Here is a 24,826-nt window from a genome sequence, read left to right as displayed (position 1 = left end):
ACTAATTTTCAGGTTCAAGCATGATTGTCGCCAAGGGCGGCAAGGTAATCGAGCAGGTGATGTCGCCGCCGGCATCGACGGCCTGCACGCGCCCGCCATTGCCCTTGCCGCTGCCGCCGTAGATGTCGGCATCGGTATTCAGGATTTCCCGCCAGCGGCCTGCAGACGGCAGGCGGATCGTGTAGTTCTCGCGGTAGACGGGGGTGAAATTGGTGATGACGGCGACCGGCTTCTGGCCCGGCGACTTGCGCAGCCAGGCAAAGACGGAATTCTGGTGGTCGTCGGCGACGAGCCATTCAAAACCTTCGCCCTCGCAGTCACGCTCATGCAACGCCGGCTTGCTGCGATAGGTGAAATTGAGATCGCGCACCAGGCGCCGCATGCCCTCATGCATGCGATACTGAAGCAGGTTCCAATCGAGCGACTTCTCCTCGCTCCACTCGCTCCACTGAGCGAATTCCTGGCCCATGAACAGCAGCTTCTTGCCGGGATAGCCCCACATATAGGCGTAGTAGGCGCGCAGATTGGCGAATTTCTGCCAGTCATCGCCCGGCATCTTGGCAATCAGCGAGCCTTTGCCATGGACAACCTCGTCATGCGAGAGCGGCAGAACGAAGTTCTCGGAATAGGCGTAAAGCAGGCCGAAGGTGAGTTCGTTGTGATGGTGTCCGCGGTATATGGGGTCGCGGCTCATGTAGCTCAGCGTGTCGTGCATGAAGCCCATATTCCACTTGAAGCCGAAGCCAAGACCGCCTTCATGGACCGGCTGCGAGACCTTCGGCCAGGAGGTCGATTCCTCGGCGATGGTCATGACGTTGGAATGATTGCCGTAGATGCGGATGTTGAGATCCTGCAGGAAACGGACCGCTTCGAGGTTTTCGTTGCCGCCATATTCGTTCGGTATCCATTCGCCGTGCTTGCGCGAATAATCGAGATAGAGCATCGAGGCGACGGCATCGACGCGCAGACCGTCGAGATGGAATTTCTCGGCCCAATAGAGCGCGTTGTTGACGAGATAGGACACGACCTCGGTGCGGCCGAAATTGTAGATCGCCGTGCTCCAGTCCGGGTGGAAGCCCTTGCGCGGATCTTCATGCTCATAGAGTGCCGTGCCGTCGAACCAGCCGAGGCCGTGCTCGTCGGTCGGGAAATGCGCCGGCACCCAGTCGAGGATGACGCCGATGCCGACCTTGTGGCAGCCGTTGACGAAACGGGCGAAACCTTCCGGCTCGCCGAAACGAGCGGTCGGCGCGTAGAGGCCTGTCGTCTGGTAACCCCAGGAGGGGTCGTAGGGATGCTCGGTGATCGGCAGGAATTCGATATGGGTGAAGCCCATGTCGTCGCAATAGGGGATGAGGCTGGAGGCGAGTTCGTCCCAGGAAAGCATCGTGCCGTCGTCCCGGCGCCGCCAGGAGGCGGCATGCACCTCGTAGATCGAGATCGGCTGGCGGCGCTTGTCGGTCTCGCGCCAGTGCTTCAGATGAGCTTCGTCTTCCCAATCCTGCTCCAGATCGGCGGCTGTGATAGAGGCGGTCTTCGGTCGGAGCTCGCTGCGGCGGGCGAAGGGATCGGCCTTTAGTGGCAGCAGCACGCCGTCCTGGCCGCGGATCTCGAATTTGTAGGCAACGCCGATCGGTACGTCTGGGGCAAAGATTTCCCAGATGCCGCTATCGGAGCGGAAACGCATGACGTGGCGGCGGCCATCCCAATTATTGAAATCACCGACGACAGAGACGCGTTGCGCATTCGGAGCCCAGACGGCGAAATGGATGCCCTGGGCGCCATCATGCTTGATGAGGTGGGCGCCCATCTTGTCGAACAAGCGCAGGTGTGAGCCTTGGCGGGCAAAATAATCGTCCATCGGCCCGAGCACCGGACCGAAGCTGTAGGGATCGGTGACAGCCCATTCTGCATCGCCGCGCCTGGCGCGGTAACGCACCGGCTGGAGCTTGGTGAGGGAAACCGGGCCGGCGAAGACGCCGTCGGCATGGAGCTGTTTCAGTTCGCCGATGACGCCGCCGTCAAGCGTCATGGCGGTCACTTCCTCCGCACCCGGGATGAAACACCGGGCAACGAAGGCATCGCCTGCCTGGTGCACACCCAATACGGCAAAGGGATTGGAATGCGAGCCCGCCAGGATCGCCGCGATTTCATCTGCCGAAATTTCCCAGGAAAGCTTTACTTCAGGGACGGTTTTCGGCGTTTTCATCCGGCTCTCCAGATTTCGGCTGCATATTGTCTGATCGTACGGTCGGAAGAGAACCAGCCCATCCGCGCCGTGTTGTTGATCGTTTTGGTGTACCAGGCGGATTGGTCGGTCCAGATCTGATCGACTTCGCGCTGAGCCTGGGCGTAGGCGTCGAAATCGGCAGCGACCATGAACCAGTCGTGCGAATAGATGCCGTCGATCAGCGCCGTGTAACGGTTGCGGTCATCGGGCGAGAAAACACCGGAACCGATGGCGGCGAGCGCCTGGGCGAGTTCGCGCGAGCCCTCGATGATGGCCCGGGGATTGTGGCCATCACTGCGCACCTTCGAGACCTCATCGGCCTTGAGGCCGAAGATGACGATGTTGTTCTCACCGACATTGTCGCGCATCTCAACGTTGGCGCCATCGAGCGTGCCGATGGTCAGCGCACCATTGAGACCGAACTTCATGTTGCCGGTACCGGATGCTTCCATACCGGCGGTCGAGATCTGTTCGGAAAGGTCGGCGGCCGGAACCATGACTTCGGCGAGCGAGACATTGTAGTTCGGCACGAAGACGACCTTCAACAGGCCGCGCACCGACGGATCGTTGTTGATCGTGCGGGCGACGTCGTTGATCAGCTTGATGATCAGCTTGGCATTATAATAACTCGGCGCCGCCTTGCCGGCGAAGAGTTTGACACGCGGCACCCAGTCGAGCTCGGGATGCGAGCGAATCTGGTCGTAGAGCGCGACGGCTTCGATAATGTTCAGCAACTGGCGCTTGTATTCATGGATGCGTTTGATCTGGATGTCGAACATTGCCGACGGATCGAGCTTCACGCCCATGCGGCTGGCGACCAGATTGGAGAGCGCTACCTTGTTCGCCCGCTTTACCGCTGCGAACTTCTGCTGGAAGCTCGGATCCGAAGCATGCGCCTCAAGCGGGCGCAGCTTCTCGGCGTCGTCGAGGAAATCGTCGCCGATCGCCTCGCGGATCAGGCCGGTGAGACCGGGATTGCACTGCTGCAGCCAGCGGCGCGGTGTGATGCCGTTGGTCTTGTTGTTGATGCGGTCGGGATAAAGTTTGTGCAGGTCGGCAAAGACCGTGACCTTCATCAGGTCGGTGTGCAGGGCGGAGACGCCGTTGATCGAATGCGAGCCGACGAAAGCAAGGTTGCCCATGCGCACGCGGCGGTCGCCACTTTCATCGATCAGCGAGATCGAGCGAATTTCCCCATCGGAGAAGTTTTTGCCCTTGCGGGCGTCAATCAAAATCTTGGCATTGATCGCATAGATGATCTGCATGTGGCGCGGCAGCAGACGCTCGAACAGCGGCACCGCCCAGCTTTCCAGCGCTTCCGGCAGAAGCGTGTGGTTGGTGTAGGAGAAGGTCCGGCGGGTGATTTCCCAGGCCTGGTCGAAATCCATCCCGTGTACATCACAGAGCAGGCGCACGAGTTCGGCGACCGAGACGGCGGGATGGGTGTCGTTCAGCTGGATCGCCACCTTGTCTGGCAGCGAAGTGAAATCGTCATATTGCTGCAGATGACGGCGCAGGATGTCCTGCAGCGAGGCCGACGAGAAGAAGAATTCCTGGCGCAGGCGCAGTTCCTGGCCGGCCGGGGTGGCGTCGGCAGGATAAAGAACCCGGGTTAGGCTTTCGGCCTTGTTGCTTTCGCGCAGCGCCCCAATGTGGTCGCCGGCATTGAAGGCATCGAGCAGGATCGGATCGATCGGCTGCGCCGACCAGAGGCGCAGGGTGTTGACGCGCTTGCCGCGCCAACCGACCGCCGGCGTGTCGAAGGCGGCGGCGATGACGCGTTCGGCCGGTTTCCAGACGTAACGCGGCTGGTCGTCATGGGTTGTGATGAATTCGACGGCGCCGCCGAAGCCGATTTCATAGGCGCTTTCGCGGCGCTCGAACTCCCAGGGATTGCCGTGGGCGAGCCAGTTTTCCGGCAGCTCCACCTGCCAGCCGTCGGCCAGCTGCTGGCGGAAGAGGCCGTGCACATAGCGGATGCCGTAGCCGTAAGCCGGGACGTCGACCGTCGCCATGCTCTCCATGAAACAGGCGGCGAGACGGCCGAGACCGCCATTCCCCAGTGCGGCATCCGGTTCCAGGCCGGCGATGACGTTGACGTCGACCCCGAGCGAGGTAAGCGCATCGCGCACCTCCTCCATCAGCCCGAGATTCGAGACGGCGTCGCGCATCAGGCGGCCGATCAGGAATTCCAGGGAAAGATAATAGACGCGCTTGGCGCCGGTCGCGTAAACTTCGCGGGTGGAGGCCATCCACCTGTCGATGATCCGGTCGCGCACCACCAGGATCGTCGCCGTCAGCCAGTCATGCGGCTTTGCCACCTTAGCATCCTTGCCGATGCGGTAGGTCAGGCGTTCGATGATTTCTTCGGCGAGAATTTCCGGCTTCGAGCTGCGCGGGGCGGGGGAAGGGATAACTGGCTTGGAAATGGTGTTCATTGTCAGGTCTCGCCAATTTTAATTTGGTTTCAGGATGTTATCCCTGATTCAATCAATTTGTCGCTTGTGCCGACGACAGTTTATGCATCGTTACTAAGCACTTGCAACAAAGGATTTAGGCAAACGAAAAAATTGCGAAACCTTCATATTCACGGGGTTTGAGGGGATTGATTTCAATTGCTTTTCCCGATCAGATGGATGGGATAGTGATAACGAAAAGCCGCGCCGGTTTGTTCCGGCGCGGCTTTTCGTTTTCCGTTTCCCGGGCCTTTATCAGTTCGTCAGACGTGTTATCTGAGCAGAGGCCTTCGCTCCGATCGCTTTGAACGCGGCGAGCAGGTCTTCCATTTTTTCCGCCTGGAAATAGTGGGAGTCATCTGAGGCGCAATAATGCAGCAGCGTTTGCCCCCCCGCGGGCGCCATGAAGGCGATCGTATAAATTTCGATGCCCTTGGATTTGGCCGTGTCGCACGTTGCCTTGGTCAGCGTATCGTACGAACGGCCGCCGCGGCTATCGTCATTGTTATCACCATCAGTCATGAAGACGATGTACTTCTTGGGCACCTGCCCGGTCTTGAGTTTATGAGCGGCGTCTTCCGCGTCATTGCCTGCGGCGTTCTTGGCGGTCAGAGACGTATAAGCCGTGTTCACTGCACCGCTTGAATTCGTGCCGCCTCCCGATTCAAGTGCGTTAACGTAGCTCGTGACAGCGGTGATTCCCCAAGCGAGCTTACTCGGCGTATACTCAACGAGATCATAGGATACAGCGCCGGTGCGCACATATTCCGCATTCGGATCGGCGTTGTTGAGCTGGCTGAAAAGATTGCCTGCGGCGATCTTCAGCGCCTCTATTTTGCTGTAATAGTGCGCGCGACTGCCGGTGCAGGTGTCGTAGATTATTTTGGTGCCCTTTTTGTTGAGGTGGGGGTTGCAGTCATAAGTGAAAGATTCCGTCGGATCATCCACGTTGACGGTTGCGGTAGGATCTCCCATCGATCCCGACTTGTCGAGCGCGAGGAACATGGAGATCGAGCCCTGGCTCTGCGAATGTCCGCTGACCGTCGTTCCTGACGTCGAAAGATGCTGCGTCTTGAAGCCGACCGCCTGCATCAGTGGATTGACCGTGAGATCGTAACCCGGTGAAACCGTAACCTGGTAGGATGTCGACTTGCCAGATGTCGTTGTCTTGATATCGACCCCTGTCGCGCTCTTGATGTCGGCGCCGCTCTGCAGGTAATTCGCCATTTGTCCGGCGACGAAATTCCGCGCGAAGGTCTCGGCCTGCGAAGTTTGAATCGTGCCGTTCGCCAGGGCGGTCGCGGTTGCGAGCGCGGCGGAATCGGCGGCTTCCTGCAGTTGCTGTTTGGAGAGCAATATATCGCCCACCTGGATCGCCATGCCGGCTGCGCCGAAAAGAACCGGCAGCAAAATCGCCGTCATCATAGCGAAATTCCCGCCACGGTCGCTCAACATGCGACGCAGGCAGGGATGCAAAAAAGAGGTGCTCATCATGTTCACCCGAAATAGACCCTGTGGATGACATTAGGCACGCTCCTCCTTTCCGTTGTCCTTACGGCGTCAATAGAATTTTAACGAATCGGCGGATTCTTCCAGTTTTGGGATTATTTCAACGGGATGACATCGACCGCCTGGACGGCACGTTGGCCGCCATAGCTTTTCAACACGCCGATGACGGGAACGACGTCGGAATAGTCCCGGCCGTAGGCGACGACGATGTGGTCGGTGCCGGCGGGGATGTCGTTGGTCGGGTCGAGCTCGATCCAACCGATCGTCTCGCCGCACCAGACCCGCACCCAGGCGTGCATGGCGTCGGCCCCTTCCAGCCTTTCCTTGCCGGGCGGCGGGATGGTGCGCAGGAAACCGGAGACGTAGCCGGCCGGAATGCCGAGGCTCCTGAGCGCCAGGATCATGATATGGGTGAAATCCTGACAGACGCCGCGCTTCAACCTGAATGCTTCGAGCGGCGTCGTGTCGACCGTCGTCGCCTCTGGGTCGTAGGTGAAATCCTCGTTGATGCGGGCACAGAGCGCATGGGCGATCTGCATCGCCGTCAGATCAGGCATGGCGCAGCTTCGGGCATAATCGCTGATCTCGCGGGCTTGGGTGAGGCGCGGGCTGTCGCCGAGGAAGTGGTGCGGCGAATCCGGCGCCAACGACCAGATGCCTGATATTTCCTCCGGCAAGTCGGCGAGCAATGGCGAGAAATCGGCGGCGATCGGCTGGCTTTCCACTTGCACACGCGCCTGCATGCGAATGTCGAGCGTCTCGTGCGGTGCGCGCAGCATGAAGGAGGTGGCGGGATGATCGAAGAAATCGACGAAATGCGACTGCTCGTCCGGCGTTGGCGAGATGGTGATCGAGCCGGCGACCAGACGTTGCCGGTTGGTCAGCGACAGCGGCATCAGGCGCATGATGTGGCGGGCGCCGGAGGCCGGCACGTCGTAGCTGTAACCCATGCGAAGGGAAAGATCGTAGAGCATTGACGTCACCCGAGATAAGTCTGGGCGAGCAGATCGGAAAGCTGCTCCAATTCGCGTTCGAGCCGCTGATAGACCTCGACCCCCATGCCCTCCGGTGTCATCACCGCCAGGCCGGAATGGAGCCGCATCGCCTCGCGGTAGAAGGGCGACATCTGGCCGTTGATCAGGGCGTTCGGCAGTTGCTCGACCTCGTGGTGGATCTCGTTCACCTGGAAGAGCACCGAGCGCGGGTTGAGGGGGTCGAGCGCCAAAAGGTCGGTGACGGTCAGCCTTGCCGTGTTGACGTTGTAGCGGCGGCGATGGGTCATGACGCTGTCGCCGATCTCCAGCAGCATGTCGAGCGCGCCGTCGGGCGCTTCCGGGCCGGACATGTGGCCGAGCAGGCGCGTCATGTGCAGGCCGCGCTCGATATAGCGGCCGAGCGAGAGGAAACGCCAGCCCATGAAGCGGTACATGTTTTCGTGCACCAGGCCGGCGAAGCCCGCGAGCTTGCGCAGAAGGATCGTCATCGCGTGGCTGGCGTCATCGCCGGCAGCGACGGCGACATGGAAGCGGCGGGCGGTTTTGGCAAGATCGTTGAGTGCGAGCCAGCCATCCGGCGAGAAGCGGTCGCGGATGTTGCTCGCGGAATAAACCGCGCTGTCGATGTGGCGCAGGAGCGTCTCCGGTACGGCCGCGGCGGTATCGATATCGACGGCGGCGAGATAGTCGGAGACGTCGGCGAGCAGCGGCTGACTCGGATCGGCGGCTTCGGCATAACGGGCATGCCAGGCGCGCAGGATGCGCAGCGCCCCTTCGGCGCGCTCGATATAGCGGCCGAGCCAGAACAGATTGTCGGCCGCGCGGCTTGGCAGGCTGCCCGGCATGTTGCGGGTGAAGCTGCCTTCGGCCGGCAGCAGTGTGTGGCGTTCGACGGGCTTGTCGCTGACGATCCAGACGTCGGCGGCCGCTCCGCCCGACTGCATGGCGATCGCCGCGACATCGGCATCGGAGCCGATGCGCGCAAAACCGCCGGGCATGATCTGCCAGCCATTTGCGGTGCGGGCGGCAAAGACGCGCAGCGACATCGGCCGCGGCACGAGCTTGCCGTCCACCCAGGCGGGCGTCGTCGAGAGCGTGACGACCTCCTGTCCCACAAGTTTCGGTCCGTCCGAACGCAGCCAGTCGGTGATGGAATCCTTGGCGGCCGCACGCAGTGACGAGCCGAGCACGGATTCGCCGCTGTCGTCGAAGAAGGGGGCGCGGGAATAGGCCGGGCCGATCACCATCTTCTCGATGTTCTTTGCGACGTGCTCGCGCTCTTCCTCCTGGCCGCACCACCAGGTGGCGATTGAAGGCAGTTGCAGATCCTGCCCCAGCAGCCGGTGACAGATGGTCGGCATGAAGGCCAGAAGCGCCCGGGTCTCGAGAACACCGGTGCCGAGCGCATTGACGATGGTGACGCTCTCGGCGCGCAGCGCCTCGACGAGGCCTGGCGTGCCGATATGCGAATTCTGGTTCAGCTCCAGCGGGTCGGCAAAGGCCGAATCGAGACGGCGCCAGAGCACGCCGATCGGCTTCAGGCCAGCGACGGTGCGCACCATGACGCGGCCCTTGACGACGGTGAGGTCTTCGCCCTCGAGCAGCATGAAGCCGAGATAGCGGGCGATGTAGGCGTGCTCGTAATAGGTCTCGTTGGCGGGGCCTGGTGTCAGCACGGCGATGCGGTCGTCGCCCGAATGTTTCATGCCCTGCAGCGCGTCGCGGAAGGCGCCGAAGAAGGAGGCGAGGCGGTGGACGGGGGTTTCAGCGTAGATATCCGAGAAGGCCCGGGTCGTCGCGACGCGGCTTTCCAGCGCGAAACCGGCGCCCGATGGCGCCTGCGTCCTATCGGCCAGCACCCACCAGTTGCCATCGGGTCCGCGGCCGATCTCGAAGGCGCAGAAATGCAGATAATGGCCGGATGCCGGCCGGATGCCGGCGAGCGGGCGTTGGAATTCGGGATTGGCGGCCATCAGCGCCGGCGGCAGTACCCCTTCCTGCACCAGCCGGTTGTCGCCATAAATATCGGCAACGATCGCCTCCAGCAGGTCGGCGCGCTGGACGAGGCCGGCCGACAGCGTCTGCCATTCACGCTCGTCGATCAGCACCGGAATATGCGAGATCGGCCAGGCGCGTTCGCCGGTGCCCTTGCTGCTGCCATAGGCACGGTAGAAGACGCCGGCATCCCGGAGATAGCGGTCGGCGCGGGCGAAACGCTCGGCGAGATCCTTTTCCGGCATTGCGCTCAGATGCGAGAGGAAATTCTTCCAGACCGGGCGGACAACACCTTTGTTGTCGACCATCTCGTCGGCGGTGCCAGGAAGCGGCGCATAGTCGAAGGCCGCACGTCTGCTGGCGCGGTTCTCTGCCTCTTCCCTGCGCTCTACTGCCGGCCTCTTACCCATCAAAACCCAAGCCTTAAACCCCCGGCCTTAACCTCAGCTTCACCCCGGCTTCAAATTCCGGCGGGCCGCCGCAGATCCAGCGTCAGCGGGAATTCAAGCGAACCCGTCTCGGCGCGCGGGATATAACCGCCCGCCGTATGTCCCCACGGCTCGAAGCGGGCGAGCCGCCTTGCTTCCGCCTCGTTGCCGTTGACCGGGAAGGTGTCATAGGTCCGGCCGCCCGGATGGGCAACATGATAGATGCAGCCGCCGATCGAACGCTTCGACCATGTATCATAAATGTCAAAAGTCAAAGGCGTGTTGACCGGCAGGACGGGATGCAGGCCGGAGGCCGGCTGCCACGCCTTGTAACGGACGCCGGCGACCGATACGCCGGAGGTGCCGGTCGGCGTCAGCGGCAGGGTGCGGCCATTGCAGGTGACGGTATAACGTGCGGTATTGCTGGTCTCGAGCCGCACTTGAAGGCGCTCGACGGAGCTGTCGACGTAGCGGGCGGTGCCGCCCGGCGCACCTTCCTCGCCCATGACGTGCCAGGGTTCAAGCGCCTGGCGCAGCTCCAGTTTGGAGCCTTCGTATTCGACCTCGCCGCAGAAGGGGAAGCGGAATTCGAGCTGGGCCTTGAACCATTCCGGACTGACGTCGAAGCCGTTTTCGCGAAGGTCGGCTAGCACGTCGATGAAATCGGCCCAGACAAAATGCGGCAGCATGAAACGGTCATGCAAGGTTGTGCCCCAGCGGACGAATTTGCCGTCGACGGGATTGACCCAGAAGCGGGCGATCAGCGCGCGCACCAGCAATTGCTGGGCGAGCGACATGCGGGCGTTCGGCGGCATCTCGAAGCCGCGGAACTCGATGAGGCCGAGCCGTCCGGTCGGACCGTCCGGCGAGAACAGCTTGTCGATACAGATCTCGGCGCGGTGGGTGTTGCCGGTAACGTCGGTCAAAAGGTGGCGGAACAGGCGGTCGACGAGCCAGGGCAGCGGCTGCTGGCCTTGGCCCGGGGCAGCGATCTGCGCCATGGCGATCTCCAGCTCGTAGAGGCTATCGTGACGAGCCTCGTCGATGCGTGGCGCCTGGCTCGTCGGGCCGATGAACATGCCGGAGAAGAGATAGGAGAGCGACGGGTGGCGCTGCCAGTGGAGGACGACGCTCTTCAAGAGATCGGGACGGCGCAGGAAAGGGCTATTGTTCGGATTGGCGCTGCCGACGACGACATGGTTGCCGCCGCCGGTGCCGGTATGACGGCCGTCGATCATGAACTTGTCGGCGCCGAGCCGGGTGTCACGCGCCTCTTCGTAGATCGCCGTGGTGATCGCGACGCATTCCTTCCAGTTCGAGGCTGGATGGATGTTGACCTCGATGACGCCGGGATCCGGGGCGACGCGGATGACGTTGATGCGCTCGTCCTGCGGCGGCGGGTAACCTTCGATATGGACGGGAAGCTTGAGCTCGGCGGCGGCGTTTTCGGCGGCGGCGATCAGTTCGAGATAATCTTCGATGCGCTCGACCGGCGGCATGAAGACGCAGAGCCTGCCATCGCGCGGTTCGACCGACATGGCTGTGCGCACGGCGCCGCCGATTTCACTGAGCGTCTGTCCAATCCGGCTTCCATTCCTCTCGCCGGCCTGGAAGGAGGCTTCAGGCATGGCGCGGCCGGCCGGGACGAAAACGTCAGGCAGCGGTTTGCGCGGGATCGTCGGATCGGCGGGATGGATATAGGGATAACGCGCCGGGGGGACATAGGGCAGGGTGCCGAGCGGCAGGCGATAACCGATAGGGCTGTCGCCTGGGAAGAGAAAGATCTTGCCGCGGCGGGTGCGCCATTTCTCGCTAACCCAGACGCGCCTTTCAGCCGCCTTGGCGTTCCATGCCTGAACCGGCAGGATGTAACCTGTGGGGACGGTGAGGCCACGGGCAAAAACCCGGGCGATGCGGTTGCGTTCCTCGGGATCCTTCAGTTTCGAATTCGCCGGATCGACGTTTTCGGGAAGATTGCCTTCCTTGATGATCCAGTCGGCCGGATCCTCATAGGCCGGCTGCACCATGTCGGGCTTGATCGCGAGTTCCTTTGCGATCGCCGTCAGGAATTTTTCGGCATCCTCTGAAGTGACGCCGGTATCCTTGCCTTCAGCGGCGACCAGATCGAGGTTCTGCCAGACCGGCTTGCCGTCCCGGCGCCAGTAGAGCGAGAAGGTCCAGCGCGGCAGGCTTTCGCCCGGATACCATTTGCCCTGGCCGTAATGGAGAAAGCCGCCGGGGGCGAAGCGTTCGTGCAGCCGACGGATCAGGCTGTCGGCCTTTTCGCGCTTGGTCGGACCGACGGCGGCAGTGTTCCATTCCTCGGACTCGAAATCATCGATCGAAACGAAGGTCGGCTCGCCGCCCATCGTCAGATGCACGTTTTCGGCCTCGAGGATACGGTCGACCTTCTCGCCGAGGTCGTTGAGCTTATCCCAGCTTTCATCGGAGAAGGGCTTGGTGATGCGCGGGTGTTCGGCGACGCGCGAGACCTTCATGTCGAAGGCGAATTCGGTTTCGGCTTCGCCGAAATAACCGCCGGAGATCGGCGCGGCGTTGCGGTAATGCGGCGTGGCGGCAAGCGGGATATGGCTTTCGCCAGTCAGCAGGCCGGAGGTCGGATCGAGACCGACCCAGCCGGCGCCGGGCAGATAGACCTCCACCCAGGCATGCAGGTCGGTGAAATCGACTTCAGTGCCGGAAGGGCCGTCGAGCGCCTTCAGGTCCGGCGTCAGCTGGATGAGGTAACCGGAGACGAAGCGGGCGGCCAGGCCGAGATGACGAAGGATCTGGACGAGCAGCCAGCTGGTATCGCGGCAGGAGCCCTTGGCGCTTTCCAGCGTTTCCTCCGGGGTCTGCACGCCGGTTTCCATGCGGATGACATAGCCGATTTGCCGCTGCAGACGGGCATTCAGGCCGACGATCATATCGACGGTCGGCTGGTCGGGCGACCAGTCGAGCGTCGGCAGCAGCGCCTTCAGGCGCGGGCCGGCCGGCTCCGGCGTCATGTAGATCGACAGATCTTCCTGGATCGTTTCCGGGTAGCCGAAAGGCCACTTGGTCGCCTCTTCCTCGACGAAGAAGTCGAACGGATTGTAGACCGTCATGTCGGCGACCAGATCGACCTCGATCTTGAATTCCGTCACCGGGTCCGGAAAAACGTAGCGGGCAAGGTAATTGCCGTAGGGATCCTGCTGCAGGTTGACGAAATGGTTGGAGGGCGTGACCTTCAGCGAGTGGCTGAGCACCCTTGTCTTCGAATGCGAGGCCGGTTTCAGCCGGATGATCTGTGGGCCGAGGCGGATCGGTTTGTCGTAAGTATAATGCGTCAGATGATAGATACTGGCTTTGATCGACATATTTCTCTTTTATCCGGCGCGCATCGTCGTGCGGCTTGCTGTTCCCAAAATCAGTGTGTGCAATGCAGCGAAAGAAAGCAAGCTGGAAAGGTCACCGGCATAATTCGTCCTTGGCGCGTCTGAAAAGACGCGCGGCGCTGCAGGGGCCGAAGTCGTTTACGCCGCCTTGGCGAAGGTGACCGCCGCCTTCAGGCCCTTGCCATCGGGGCCTGGCTCCAGTGTCAGATCGGCATTGAAAAGATTGGCGATTTCCTCGACGATCGGCAGGCCGAGGCCCGCGCCCGGCGCACCGGAATCATTGCCGCGCGAAAAGCGCCCGCGCACCGCCTCCAGCTTGTTGCGTGGAATGCCGGGGCCGTTATCCTCGACTTCGAGGCGGATCGTTTCCGCTGCTGCGATGATGCGAACGGTGACCTCGGCGCCCTTGCCGGCATAGGCGATGGCATTTCCGGCAAGGTTGCGCAGCATTTCGCCGATCAGCAGCGGTTCGGCGCGGATCATTGCCGGGCTCTCGCCCTCGAAACCGAGATCGATGCCGGCGACGGCGGCCGTCGGAATCTGCTCGCCGGTAATTTCCTGGGCGATGGCGGCAAGATCGATGGCGGAGGCGGTCAGCGCCTCCTTGGCGGTGGCGGCATCGATCTTTGCCATCAGCAGAAGCTGGGCGAGGATGCGTTCGGCATGCGCCACCGCCTGATCCCCCTTCAGCGCTGCCGCCTGCGCCTCTTCAAGCGAGCCGGCGCGGGCGGACAGAGCAAGCTGGGTGCGGATGATCGCCAGCGGCGTGCGCAACTGATGGCTGGCATTGCCGGTGAAATGGCGGAGCGCATCGAGGGCCGATTGCAGACGGACCATGAAGCTATTTACCGTATCGACCAGCGGCTGGACCTCGCTCGGCACGGTCTGCTCGATCGGATGCAGATCATCGGGGCTGCGTTCGCCGATGGCGTCGCCGAGCTTATAGAGCGGACGCAGCGCCACCGTGACCGAGATCCAGACGATGACGGCGGCACCGGCGATCATGAAGGCGAGGCGGAGTGCCGAGCGAACGAGGATTGCTTGCGCCAGCTGCCGGCGGCCGATGGTGGTTTCGGCGACCGTCACCACGAAGGGCACGGAGCGGATGCCCGTCGAGGCGGAGCGTTCGAGAGTGGCGACGCGGATCGGCTCGCCGCGGAAGCTGTCGTCGGCGAAGGCGGCCGCATTGGCGGGCGTCTTCTTCAGGACCGGCAGCGACTGGTAGCCGGTGATGAATTTGCCCGGCGGACCGTCGACGCGGTAGAAGACGCGGTCCTGCGCGGCCGAGGTCAGCATTTCAAGCGCGACATAAGGGATATCGACCTGCAGCGTTCCGTCCTCGGCAACGACGACGCGTTCGGCGATCGCCAGCGCCGAGCCGGCGAGCACGCGGTCGGAGACGATGTTCGAGGTCTGGACCGCCTCGCGATAGGTATCGGCAAGCGCCAGCGTGCCGATGACGGCCGTGGAGACGAGCAGCCAGAAAAGCAGCCGGCGCCTGAGGGAGTAGGCGGCTTTCATGAGGCCTCGGGGAGCTTGTCGAGATAATAGCCGATGCCGCGGGCGGTCTTGACCGTCAGGCCGTGCGGCGAGAGACGTTTCCTCAGGCGGCTGACATATTGCTCGATGGCGTTAGAAGAAATGTCGTCGTCGAAGGCTGTCAGCGACTGAATGATCGCTTCCTTGGCGACGACTTTGCCGGCCCGCATGAAGAGAATTTCGAGCAGTCCCAGTTCGCGGGCGGGAATATCAAGCGGCGTGGCGCCTGCCGAAAAGGCTCGGGAATTGAGATCGAAGGAGATGCCGCCAAAACTGACAGTCGCCGAGCGCAGACCGGCCTGGCGGCGCAGAAGCACGCGCACGCGGGCCTCGAATTCTGATATGTCGAAGGGTTTGATCAGATAGTCGTCGGCGCCGAGATCGAGACCCTTCACCCGTTCTTCCGGCGTGCCGCGCGCGGTCAGGATGAGCACGGCTGCCTGGTTCTGCCGGGCGCGCATGGCGCGCAGCACGTCGAGCCCGTCCATCTCGGGCAGGTTGAGGTCGAGGATCACCAGATCGAAATTTTCAGCGGCGATGACTGCATTGGCGGATGCGCCGTCGTGGACGACATCGACGGCATGGCCCGTGCCGCGCAAGATCGCCGACAGGCCGTCGGCCAGCGCGATATTGTCTTCGGTGAGCAGGATGCGCACGGATCTCCCCCTGTTTTCAAAGGAGATTATAGAGGTGGGAGAGCGATGTCACAGCGATTTTGGAGATTGAAGCGCCGCGCGTCTTTCAGACGCTCAAAGGACGCTGAAACACTTTCAATCCTCGCATCGTGCTTTCCGAAAATCGATTCCGATTTTCCGGCCGATTCGCCAGTGAACGCCGGGAAAGCCCGGCGTCAGCTCCCGGTCCTTTCGACCCGTTCGCGCTGCATCATTGCGGTGGTGAGCAGCCTCTGGAAGCGGGGATCGTCGCGGATGTTGTCGAGATCGGAATCATTGTTGAACCATTTGATATGGTAGACGGAGCTGTGCGGCAGCAGCCTTTCCAGGAGGTCGATGGCCTGGTCGACATCGCCGAGGACGGAATAGACGCAGGCGAGATTATATTGCGCAACAATGTCGTCAGGATCGATAGCGATGGCGCGGGCGGCCCAATCGCGTGCCCTCTTGACATCGCCCATATGCGCAAGCGCCAGCGCGCCGCGATGGGCGGGGCCTGAATTTTCCGGATTGACGTTCAGCGCGCGTTCGGCGCGCAGCAGGCCGAGGCGCGCCCAGTTTTCCGTATCCGACACACGGCCGAGCGAGCGGTAGGCGGACATCAGGTGGATCGGCGAGACGTAGTCGTCAGGGCGGATCGCGGCGGCGCGGGTGAAATATTGAACAGATTCGGCAAAGTTGCCGTGCATGAAGAAGAACCGGGCATAATGGAAATTCGCCTCGAAGAGGTTCGGGTCGAGCGCCAATGCCCGTTCGAAGGCCGCCGCTGCCCTGTCGTCGAAGCCGCTCTGATGCAGGGCCAGACCATGAGAGGCGTGGGCCTCGGGAAGGTCGGGATCAAGCGAAAGCGCGCGGGCGCTCATCTCGAGGATGCGCCTCAGCGGCACGTCGTCAGGTGCCCAATCGCGGATCGCCGCGTCGCAATCGGCGATGCCGGCATAGGCGCGGGCATAGTCAGGGTCGAGTTCGACCGCCTTGCAGAACATGCGCCTTGCAAGTTCGAGATAGGATTTGGTCCAGGTATGGGAGAGCTGGCGGCCCCTGAGATAATAGGTATAGGCCTCGACATTGGCGGTCGGCTCATTGGCGATCGCCTTCTTTTCCTCAGGCAGCAGACGCACCTTCAACTGGCCGACGATCGCATGGGTGATCTCGTCCTGGATGGCGAAGATGTCGGTCAGGTCGCGGTCATAACGCTCGGCCCAGAGATGATCGCCATTGGCGGTGTCGATCAACTGGCCGGAAATGCGCACGCGATTGCCGACGATGCGCACGCTTCCCTCGAGCACGTAGCGCACGCCAAGTTCCTGGGCGAGCCGCTTCACCTTCACCGATATGCCCTTGTAGGTGAAGATGGTATTGCGCGGCACGACGTGCAGGCTGGAGATCTTGGAGAGATCGGTGATGATGTCTTCGGTGATACCGTCGGAGAAATAGTCCTGGTCGGCATCGCCGCTCATATTGGTGAAGGGCAGCACGGCGATGAAGCAGGTATTGCGGTTCTGCGCGACCAATTTCGCCGAGGATGGCGGCGCCAGGGTGACGGTATAGACCTGAACGGGCTGCCGGATGTTCTTCAGCATATGCTCGCCGATGAATTCGAAGCCGAGATTGAGGCGCGAGCCGACCTGATCACGCACCGAGGCCGACACGGCGATGCCGCCCGGCGCCGCGATACGCTCAAGCCTGGCGGCGAGATTGACGCCATCTCCGAAGATATCGTCGTTCTCGACCACGACGTCGCCGAGATTGATGCCGATGCGGAATTCGACGCGTTCGTCCTTGGGCACGTTCTCGTTGCGGGCCGCCATGCTGCGCTGGATTTCGGCGGCGCAGGCGACCGCGTTTACCACGCTCTGGAATTCGGCAAGGATGCCGTCGCCGGTGAGTTTGACGATCCGGCCCTTGTAGTCTGAAATACGAATGTCGACCAGTTCGCAGCGATGGCGGTTCAGCGCCTGCAACGTGCCGGACTCATCGATGCCCATCAGTCGGCTGTAGCCAACGACATCCGCAGCGAGAATAGCGCTCAGTCGTCGTTCCATGACCCCTCCCATGGATCTTCCCAGTTTAGTCTAGCTTTTTATAGAGTTTTTGTCGCGTGGAGTCGTCCACCGAATAGAAATTTGGGTGGTTTCGACGTTTTGACACGGCTGCGCGACCATATAGCGTCGCCGATCTTCATCAATACTCTGAATGGGTGAAGGGCCGCGTTCGGTGCTAATCCTTTGTGATGAAAAGCTGGTTCTAATCGACGGAAGCGAAGTGGTCTGCTTCAGCCGATGCTTTGGTATCGGTATTATGAAAAATGGTCGCCGATCAGTTTGGGGCTTGGGCCGGACCTAGTTCGATCTCCACGGCGCAGCTTGTTCGTGATAAAAGCGATGAGGCAGCGGGAGGTTTGGCAAATGGCGGAACTGACGGTCGAGCTCGCTCAGAGCCAGGCGGAAATGACTGCGGTGCAGGATCTCTGCCGATCGTTCCGGCAATGGCTCTATGACAATTACCCGCGGCATCGACCAGTCATCGATGTCTATTACAATCCGCAGAAATTCGAGGCGCTGCTCGTCGACCTGCCGCAGATTCACAGAGGGCCGAAGGGTGCCATCCTCCTGGCGCGGCTCGATGGAGAGCCTGTCGGCTGTGTCATGCATCACGAGCAGGCGCCGGGCATTGCAGAGATGAAAAGACTTTTCGTCTCTGCAGCGTCACGCGGTCGCGGCATCGCCGCAGCGCTCTGCGAGGCATCGATGGCCCGGGCAAAGGATGACGGCTACCACTCGATGCGGCTCGATACCGGCATTCTGCAGATAGCCGCGCAGGGGCTCTATCGCCGCCTCGGTTTCCGCCAACGGGATGCATATTATCCGGTCCCACCGGAACTCGAGCAGATCCTGCTGTTCTTCGAGCGCGAACTCTGACCCGCAAACGGGCGTCATCGACGGTCTGACCGGCGCCCTTGCTCCTCCCGGCGCGCTCAGGCATTGTCGGGGTATGAGGAGAGTTTTCATCTTGTTGCTGGGGTGTTGGCCGGGCTTTGCGCTCGCCGATCAGGCCTTCTATCCGGCGAAGTCGGGCAATTCAGATGCGCCGGTGCTGACGGTTTATTCCTCGCTCGACGAGCCGTTGGCGCAGCCGATGATCCGGGGTTTCCAGGAAGCCAATCCCGACGTCTCGGTCAAATACGAAGACATGCTGACCGGCGATATCTACGACCGGATCGTCAGAGAGACGGATGCCGGCAAGAAGACGGCGGACTTTGCCTTTTCCTCGGCGATGGACCTGCAGGTGAAGCTCTCCAATGACGGATATGCGCAAGTCAGCAACCTGCCGATGAGTGCCGCCTGGCCGAAATGGGCGAACTGGCGCAACACCGCCTATGCGCTGACCTTCGAGCCGGCGGTGTTCGTCTATCACAAGCCGAGCTTTGCGCATGAGCCGGTGCCGAGCTCGCGGGCGGAATTCGTCGATTACTTGAACCGCAAGGGCAACGACGTCTATGGACGGATCGGCACCTACGATATCGAGCGCTCCGGCGTCGGTTTTCTGTTCATGGCGCGCGACCAGGAGCAGTTCGGCGATATCTGGTCGGTGATCGGCGCGATGGGGGCAGCCGGCGTCAAACTCTATTCGACGAGTTCGGCGATCCTCGAACGTGTTGCCGACGGGCGCTTCGTGCTCGGCTACAATATTCTCGGCTCCTATGCGGCCGACTGGGCCTCGCGCTATCCGGATGTCGGCATTGTGCTGCCGAAGGACTATACCGTGGTAATGTCGCGGATCGGGCTGGTGCCGCAGGCGGCCGCCGAGCCGGCGCTCGGCCGGCGCTATCTCACCTTCTTCATGTCGAGGGAAGGGCAGACGATCATGGCGCGCGAACTGCAGATTCCGGCCGTCAGTCCCGAAGTGGCCGGCGAGAACACCGCCAATACGCTGCAGGAACTGCTCGGCGCCCAACTTCGGCCCGTGCCGGTCAGTCCCGGGCTGATGGTCTATCTCGACCAGGTCAAACGGGCACGGCTGATCGCGCACTGGAACGAGGTTTTGCGGGCGCAGTGAAGAGCCTCACGTTTCGGCTACTTCGCCCTTTCCGTAAGGGTCGGCGTAAAGCCAGTATTCGTAGAACATGGGCTTCTTAACCGTGAAGGGGTCTTCGCCCTGCCAGGCGCCGACAGTGTAATCCGCGCAGCCGACCGCCTGCGTGCGTCCGTCGGGAAGCTGCATCAGGAAAGCGATTGCCGGAACCTTTGTGGTCAGCTTCAGCCCCTCAGGCATGCCGAGGTCGGGCGAGCGGAAAGGAACCGGCCCGGGATGGGCGTCCACGCCGATCGCATATCCCGCCTGGCGCAGCAGGCCGGGGAAATATTTGTGATCGATCAGATCGCCGTCGAAGCGGATGTCGAGGTCCTGCCAAAGCCTGGTGAAATGCTCGCCTTCGAGTGAGCTTTCATCCTGCCCCTCCTTCGGCACGCTCTGCCAGCCCGCGCCAAAGGGGACGGAATCCTGCGGCGTCGAGAGGCTGGCCGCGCGGTAATAGCCGATCGCATTGTTCAGATGGTGAAACCGGCGGAAGCGATTGCGCTTGCTGATCGGCCCTCTCAGCATCCATGAATTGTTGAAGACATAGTGCGGGCCGACCGCTTCGTGCTCTTTGGGAAATTTGAAAAGCTGGCCGAAATTGCGATCGTCGTCATCCGGGCCAGGCCGGTGTTGGTTCCAGCCGAGATTGCCGTAGATGTAGAAATAGCCGGATCGTCGCATCTCCAGTGAAAAAGGCATGTAGCAGTCGACGAAGCGGTTGCCGCTCACGGTCCAATTCCAGGCATAGTCCTCCGCCTCGACGGCGTTGTCACGAATGCGGACGAACCAATTGTTTTCGATGACGATGTTGCGGCAGAAATCCTCTACCGTCGAATCGGACGCATCGTTGAAAAAATGGATGCCGTTGAAGGCATCGAGAATGACGTTGTCGCGCAGCACGACATAACCGGCGATGGTCCAAGCGCGGAAGAAGTCGCCGTCAAAACCGCGCTCGTCCTTTTCGACGTTCACGCGGCTCCCGGTGTCCTCGATATTGCCGTGAACCTGGCCCCAGTAGGTTTTTCGCCAGAGCCTGCAATGCTCGGGATCGAGCGCGGCATCGACCGCGCCGGCTTTCCGGATCGCGGCAAGGTCGGCCTCGCCGTGCGACCGCAGATCCTGAATCCAGTCGCAACCTTCGATCAGCAGGTGGCGCGTATAGGCTCCGGCCGCGCCGATGGCGATCGTGCTGCCGCGAATATGCAGGCGGCGCAGAGTGATGTGTTGGCAGTTGTCGAGATAGATCGCGGTCGGCCAGCAGCCTTCGAAGGTGAGATCCTCAATGACGACCCATTGGCAATTACGCAGTATGAGCGCGGCGTTGTCGGCAAGGTAGTAGATGCCGGGGAAGCGGCCATTGGCTTCCTGCACGGCGGAGAGCCGGTTGGCCGTGTCGCGATAATCGTCATAGCTTCTGCCGCCGTCGATGACGGCACCGGCGCCCCCGATCACCACCGGCTGCTGTTGGGAGCCGCTGACCGAGGAGAGGACGAGCGGCGTTGCATATCGTCCGCCCTCCAGTGTCAGTGTCGCGTCGGCACGCAACGATCGCAGGTCGTCATAAATCCGGTCGGGATCTGTGTGCAGGCAGCGCGACATATCGTTTCCTAACGGGCCGGCGAAATAAAAGTCTGCAGAAATCGAAATAGTGGAAACAAAACCCTGAATTGTGAAAGATGTAATTGACTTAAGGTGGTGCCGACAAGGGTTAAGCCGCAGGTAGCTGCCAAGAATCCAGAGACTGCGAGCCAATGGGCCTTTCCCAGATAGTGTCCGATAACGGTGCATTGGCCCGGATGACCTGCCTGGTACGGCGGAGAGGAGCGAGATTGGACCCGGGTATGGGAATTGCGGCTAAAAAGTGGCCTTTGCTCCTGGATATCTCGCCGGTGTCAGCTAAATGACAGCTTGTTGTGGTGGCTTTGGCTACTTCTTCTCCGTGGAGGCGGAGAGCTGAAGCTTTGGGAGGTATTCCGCTCGTCATCAGGACACTTGCGTCCGCTGGCCGGCCATTCCTTCCGATTCCCTGGAGAATAACAGGCGGTTCGCTCGGCCGCCGACGGAGGAAACATCGTGAAGCATACGTTCATCGCAACCCTTTTTGCCGCGACCATTGCGCTGCCGGCCTATGCGGCCGACTACACCATCATCGCGCCGGCGGCTCCCGGCGGCGGCTGGGACCAGACGGCCCGTTCGCTGCAGACCGCGTTGCAGCAGGAGAAGATCTCCGGCAACGTGCAGGTCCAGAACGTTCCGGGCGCCGGCGGCACCATCGGCCTTGCGCAGTTCAGCAGCCAGGCTGCCGGCAATCCGAGCTCGCTGATCGTCGGCGGCTATGTCATGGTCGGCGCCATCCTCACCAACAAGTCGCCGGTGACGCTCAAGGACGTTACGCCGATCGCCCGGCTGACCGGTGAATATGAAGCCGTCGTCGTTCCTGCTGCGTCCGAGATCAAGACCATGGCCGATCTGGTTGCGGCGCTGAAGAAGGATCCGGGCGCGGTTTCCTGGGGTGGCGGTTCGGCTGGCGGTACCGACCACATCGCGGTCGGCCTGATTGCCAAGGCCTCCGGCGTCGATCCGACGAAGATCAACTATGTCGCCTTCTCCGGCGGCGGCGAAGCGCTCGCCGCCATTCTCGGTGGCCAGGTCACGGCGGGCGTCTCGAGCTACAGCGAGTTCGAATCGCAGGTGAAATCCGGCACGCTGCGTCTTCTCGCCGTCTCCAGCGACAAGCGCATCGACGGCGTTGATGCGCCGACGCTGAAGGAAGCCGGCACTGACGTGGTCATCCAGAACTGGCGCATGGTTGCCGCAGCTCCCGGCCTGTCGGCAGAGCAGGTGGCAAGTGTCACTGCCGATTTCGAGAAGCTGCACAGCTCGGCCACCTGGCAGGAAACGCTGAAGACCAAGGGCTGGGCCGACACCTATCTGTCCGGCGATGCCTTCAAGGCGCAGCTCGAGAAGGATGTCTCCGCCACCGAAGGCATTCTCAAAGATATCGGGCTTGTTCAATGAGCGAGGATAACACCTCCTCGGCAACGACACGCCGCCCTGATTGGGCGGCGTTCATCATTGCCGTTTTCCTCTTCGTCGTCGCCGGTGTGATGGCCTGGGATGCCTCGCATCTGAAGACGATCGCGCAATACGACCGCATCGGCCCGGCGACAGTGCCTCAAGTGGTGGCGTTCGGCCTCTTCTGTCTCGGGGTCTGGACCGTCGCCGAAGCCTGGCGCGGCGAGTTTCCGGAGCGCGAGCGGCAGGAAGTGGCGCCCGTCATCTGGATCGTTGCGGGTCTTGCCGGCCAAATGCTGCTTCTGCGCGTCGCCGGCTTTTCGATTGCGACTGGCATCCTCTTTGCGCTGACGGCACGCGGCTTCGGCAAACGCAAGCTCTGGATCTCGCTGCCGCTTGGCATCGTCCTCAGCTTCGTCGTCTGGGCGATCTTCTCGCAGCTGCTGCAGCTGACGCTGCCGGCCGGCCCGCTCGAACATCTGTTCTTCTGACCGCGCGGGACGCGCTGTCAGCTCTTTTGATTTTACGCGGCGCCTGACCTCGAAATCGCATGGTCGGGAAGGCTGCTTGGGACACCAAGATGAGCACATTCGAATTTCTATGGCAGGGTATCCTGGTTGCGATGCAGCCGATGAACCTGGTTTATGCGCTGGTCGGCGTGACGCTCGGCACCGCCGTCGGCGTGCTGCCCGGCATCGGCCCGGCGCTTACCGTGGCGCTGCTATTGCCCGTCACCTACAAGCTCGATCCCGGCGGCTCGCTGATCATGTTCGCCGGCATCTATTATGGTGGCATGTATGGCGGCTCGACGACCTCGATCTTGCTCAACACGCCGGGCGAAAGCGCCTCGATCGTCACGGCGCTCGAGGGCAACAAGATGGCGCGCGCCGGGCGCGGCGGACCGGCGTTGGCGACGGCGGCGATCGGCTCCTTCGTCGCCGGCCTGATTGCCACGCTCGGGCTTGCCTTCATCGCGCCCTATATCGTCAAGCTGGCGCTGGTCTTCGGGCCGCGCGAATATTTCGCGCTGATGGTGCTTGCCTTCGTCACCGTCTCCTCGGCCTTCGGCGATTCAGCCCTTAGGGGTCTGACGGCGCTGTTTATCGGCTTCGCGCTCGCCATGGTCGGCATCGACCAGCAGACGGGACAGGCGCGGTTGTCCTTCGGCATTCCCGACCTGCTCGACGGTGTCGAGGTGACGACGCTTGCGGTGGCGATGTTTGCGATCGGCGAGACGCTTTATATCGCCGCGCAGGGCAACCGCATTGCCGAGAAGGTCGAGGCGGTCAAGGGTTCGCTGTGGATGACGGCAGAGGACTGGGCGCGTTCGTGGAAGCCGTGGTTGCGTGGCACCTTGATCGGCTTTCCGATCGGCGCAATGCCGGCGGGCGGCGCCGAGATCGGCACCTTCCTGTCCTACGCCACCGAAAAGCGGCTGGCGAAGAACCCGGAGGAGTTCGGCCATGGCGCGATCGAAGGCGTGGCCGGCCCTGAGGCGGCCAACAACGCATCGGCCGCCGGCACGCTGGTGCCGCTTCTGACACTCGGCCTGCCGACGACGGCAACCGCGGCCATCATGCTTGCCGGCTTCCAGCAATACGGCTTGCAGCCGGGGCCGCTGCTGTTTGCCACCAATCCCCAGCTCGTCTGGGGCCTGATCGCCAGTCTTCTCATCGCCAATGCAATGCTGCTGGTCTTGAACCTGCCGATGATCGGGCTCTGGGTAAAGCTACTGACGATCCCGAAGCCGTGGCTCTATGCGGGCATCCTGCTGTTTGCGACGCTCGGGACGATCGGCGCCAACCCGTCGGTGTTCGAGCTTGGCATGCTGCTCGCCTTCGGCGTTCTCGGCTATCTCATGCGGCTCTTCGGCTATCCGATCGCGCCTGCGGTCGTCGGTCTGATCCTTGGGCCGCTGGCCGAGCAGCAGCTGCGCCGGGCGCTGGCGATCAGCCAGGGCGACGTCACGACGCTGGTGATGTCGCCGATCGCGGCGGGCCTGCTTATCGTGGCGGCGGCGGCATTTCTCATCCCGCTGATCCTGCGGCTTCGTGGCCGCGGCCAGGTGCTGGCGCAGTTGGCGGCAAACGAAGACTAGAACGAAGAAGGCTAGAAGAAAAAGACGACATTACCCCTCCCTCGAGGCCGGCCACGGAAACGTGTGCCGGCCTCCTGTTTCTGCATGGCTGAGGTGATTTTCTGAGGATTGTTGCGGCGGGTGCGGGTGCACAGCTATGACTGGTCAATCATAGAGAGAGAGGAAGAGACAATGTCCGCTATCCGCAGTTCAATCCATACCGGTTTCCTTGGCCGCGCATTCGCTGCGCTCGGTGCTGCAAACGCCGTCAGCGCCGCTGTTGAAGCAGGCCGCCGTCCGCGTGCCCGCGATCTGAGGGAACTCGGCATCGACCCGGTCTCCTTTGGTCAGGTCATCCGCTAAAACCTTCAAGGCATGCATGCATGAAATAGCCCGCAACCGGTTGGTCGCGGGCTTTATTTTTGTCCAATGGGGATGTCTTGTTTATGCA

General features: G+C 61.9%; 16 protein-coding genes. 6 read left to right on the top strand and 10 right to left on the bottom strand.

Going from position 1 to position 24,826, the window contains the following annotated elements:
• Position 1 precedes the first annotated feature (1 nt).
• From glgB to GR197_RS08055, 9 genes are all read right to left on the bottom strand, one after another.
• A complete protein-coding gene (glgB, locus tag GR197_RS08095) occupies positions 2–2,209 on the bottom strand; it encodes a 1,4-alpha-glucan branching protein GlgB (RefSeq protein WP_164008303.1) in 2,208 nt (735 codons plus the stop codon).
• Complete coding sequence (locus GR197_RS08090; RefSeq protein WP_164008301.1) at positions 2,206–4,668, bottom strand: glycogen/starch/alpha-glucan phosphorylase; 2,463 nt, start codon at positions 4,666–4,668, stop codon at positions 2,206–2,208. The genes glgB and GR197_RS08090 overlap by 4 nt, the downstream gene beginning before the upstream one ends.
• A 273-nt stretch (positions 4,669–4,941) precedes the next feature.
• Entirely contained in the window at positions 4,942–6,177 is a 1,236-nt protein-coding gene (locus GR197_RS08085) for a TadE/TadG family type IV pilus assembly protein (protein ID WP_164008299.1), read from the bottom strand.
• Positions 6,178–6,290: 113 nt separating this feature from the next.
• Positions 6,291–7,169, bottom strand: a complete 879-nt coding sequence (locus GR197_RS08080) for a transglutaminase family protein (protein ID WP_164008297.1) — start codon at positions 7,167–7,169, stop codon at positions 6,291–6,293.
• 5 nt (positions 7,170–7,174) lie between these two features.
• Positions 7,175–9,595: a circularly permuted type 2 ATP-grasp protein gene (locus GR197_RS08075; protein ID WP_164008295.1), complete on the bottom strand. Its 2,421-nt coding sequence runs from the start codon at positions 9,593–9,595 to the stop codon at positions 7,175–7,177.
• Positions 9,596–9,645: 50 nt separating this feature from the next.
• Complete coding sequence (locus GR197_RS08070; protein WP_164008293.1) at positions 9,646–12,972, bottom strand: DUF2126 domain-containing protein; 3,327 nt, start codon at positions 12,970–12,972, stop codon at positions 9,646–9,648.
• A 156-nt stretch (positions 12,973–13,128) separates the two neighbouring features.
• Positions 13,129–14,511, bottom strand: coding sequence for a sensor histidine kinase (locus tag GR197_RS08065; protein ID WP_164008290.1), 1,383 nt, complete (start codon positions 14,509–14,511; stop codon positions 13,129–13,131).
• Entirely contained in the window at positions 14,508–15,185 is a 678-nt protein-coding gene (locus GR197_RS08060) for a response regulator (RefSeq protein ID WP_007631715.1), read from the bottom strand. The genes GR197_RS08065 and GR197_RS08060 overlap by 4 nt, the downstream gene beginning before the upstream one ends.
• Positions 15,186–15,379: 194 nt before the next feature.
• Positions 15,380–17,248, bottom strand: a complete 1,869-nt coding sequence (locus GR197_RS08055; RefSeq protein WP_164008288.1) for an adenylate/guanylate cyclase domain-containing protein — start codon at positions 17,246–17,248, stop codon at positions 15,380–15,382.
• 363 nt (positions 17,249–17,611) lie between these two features.
• Between GR197_RS08055 and GR197_RS08050 the strand changes: the two genes are divergently transcribed.
• Together GR197_RS08050 and GR197_RS08045 are read left to right on the top strand one after the other, a co-directional pair.
• Entirely contained in the window at positions 17,612–18,124 is a 513-nt protein-coding gene (locus GR197_RS08050) for a GNAT family N-acetyltransferase (protein WP_164008286.1), read from the top strand.
• Between the two features lie 91 nt (positions 18,125–18,215).
• Complete coding sequence (locus GR197_RS08045) at positions 18,216–19,262, top strand: ABC transporter substrate-binding protein (RefSeq protein WP_164008284.1); 1,047 nt, start codon at positions 18,216–18,218, stop codon at positions 19,260–19,262.
• 6 nt (positions 19,263–19,268) lie between these two features.
• On the opposite strand, the gene GR197_RS08040 is transcribed toward GR197_RS08045, so the two are convergent.
• Positions 19,269–20,882, bottom strand: a complete 1,614-nt coding sequence (locus tag GR197_RS08040; RefSeq protein ID WP_164008282.1) for a right-handed parallel beta-helix repeat-containing protein — start codon at positions 20,880–20,882, stop codon at positions 19,269–19,271.
• Positions 20,883–21,356: 474 nt separating this feature from the next.
• On the opposite strand from GR197_RS08040, the gene GR197_RS08035 reads away from it, so the two are divergent.
• The 4 genes from GR197_RS08035 to GR197_RS31925 all read left to right on the top strand — a co-directional run bounded on the left by GR197_RS08035 (position 21,357) and on the right by GR197_RS31925 (position 24,738).
• Entirely contained in the window at positions 21,357–22,301 is a 945-nt protein-coding gene (locus GR197_RS08035) for a tripartite tricarboxylate transporter substrate-binding protein (RefSeq protein WP_164008280.1), read from the top strand.
• Entirely contained in the window at positions 22,298–22,789 is a 492-nt protein-coding gene (locus tag GR197_RS08030) for a tripartite tricarboxylate transporter TctB family protein (protein WP_164008278.1), read from the top strand. The genes GR197_RS08035 and GR197_RS08030 overlap by 4 nt, the downstream gene beginning before the upstream one ends.
• Before the next feature lie 89 nt (positions 22,790–22,878).
• The gene (locus GR197_RS08025) at positions 22,879–24,396 is read left to right on the top strand and encodes a tripartite tricarboxylate transporter permease (RefSeq protein WP_164008276.1); all 1,518 of its coding nucleotides are present in this window, start codon (positions 22,879–22,881) and stop codon (positions 24,394–24,396) included.
• A gap of 171 nt (positions 24,397–24,567) precedes the next feature.
• Positions 24,568–24,738: a hypothetical protein gene (locus tag GR197_RS31925; protein WP_204330109.1), complete on the top strand. Its 171-nt coding sequence runs from the start codon at positions 24,568–24,570 to the stop codon at positions 24,736–24,738.
• Positions 24,739–24,826: the final 88 nt, after the last annotated feature.

The sequence above is a fragment of the Rhizobium phaseoli genome (assembly GCF_010668805.1).
Classification (GTDB): Bacteria; Pseudomonadota; Alphaproteobacteria; order Rhizobiales; family Rhizobiaceae; genus Rhizobium; species Rhizobium phaseoli_A.
Note: the sequence above shows the minus strand (reverse complement) of the source record. Positions and strands in the feature narration are given on the sequence as shown.

What these genes read in the sequence shown, in the direction of transcription:
- glgB (WP_164008303.1), bottom strand. Translation starts at nt 2,209, where the DNA reads ATGAAAACGCCGAAAACCGTCCCTGAAGTAAAGCTTTCCTGGGAAATT.
- GR197_RS08025 (WP_164008276.1), top strand. Translation starts at nt 22,879, where the DNA reads ATGAGCACATTCGAATTTCTATGGCAGGGTATCCTGGTTGCGATGCAG.
- GR197_RS31925 (WP_204330109.1), top strand. Translation starts at nt 24,568, where the DNA reads ATGTCCGCTATCCGCAGTTCAATCCATACCGGTTTCCTTGGCCGCGCA.
- GR197_RS08030 (WP_164008278.1), top strand. Translation starts at nt 22,298, where the DNA reads ATGAGCGAGGATAACACCTCCTCGGCAACGACACGCCGCCCTGATTGG.
- GR197_RS08070 (WP_164008293.1), bottom strand. Translation starts at nt 12,972, where the DNA reads ATGTCGATCAAAGCCAGTATCTATCATCTGACGCATTATACTTACGAC.
- GR197_RS08090 (WP_164008301.1), bottom strand. Translation starts at nt 4,668, where the DNA reads ATGAACACCATTTCCAAGCCAGTTATCCCTTCCCCCGCCCCGCGCAGC.
- GR197_RS08050 (WP_164008286.1), top strand. Translation starts at nt 17,612, where the DNA reads ATGGCGGAACTGACGGTCGAGCTCGCTCAGAGCCAGGCGGAAATGACT.
- GR197_RS08065 (WP_164008290.1), bottom strand. Translation starts at nt 14,511, where the DNA reads ATGAAAGCCGCCTACTCCCTCAGGCGCCGGCTGCTTTTCTGGCTGCTC.
- GR197_RS08085 (WP_164008299.1), bottom strand. Translation starts at nt 6,177, where the DNA reads ATGAGCACCTCTTTTTTGCATCCCTGCCTGCGTCGCATGTTGAGCGAC.
- GR197_RS08040 (WP_164008282.1), bottom strand. Translation starts at nt 20,882, where the DNA reads ATGTCGCGCTGCCTGCACACAGATCCCGACCGGATTTATGACGACCTG.
- GR197_RS08075 (WP_164008295.1), bottom strand. Translation starts at nt 9,595, where the DNA reads ATGGGTAAGAGGCCGGCAGTAGAGCGCAGGGAAGAGGCAGAGAACCGC.
- GR197_RS08055 (WP_164008288.1), bottom strand. Translation starts at nt 17,248, where the DNA reads ATGGAACGACGACTGAGCGCTATTCTCGCTGCGGATGTCGTTGGCTAC.
- GR197_RS08080 (WP_164008297.1), bottom strand. Translation starts at nt 7,169, where the DNA reads ATGCTCTACGATCTTTCCCTTCGCATGGGTTACAGCTACGACGTGCCG.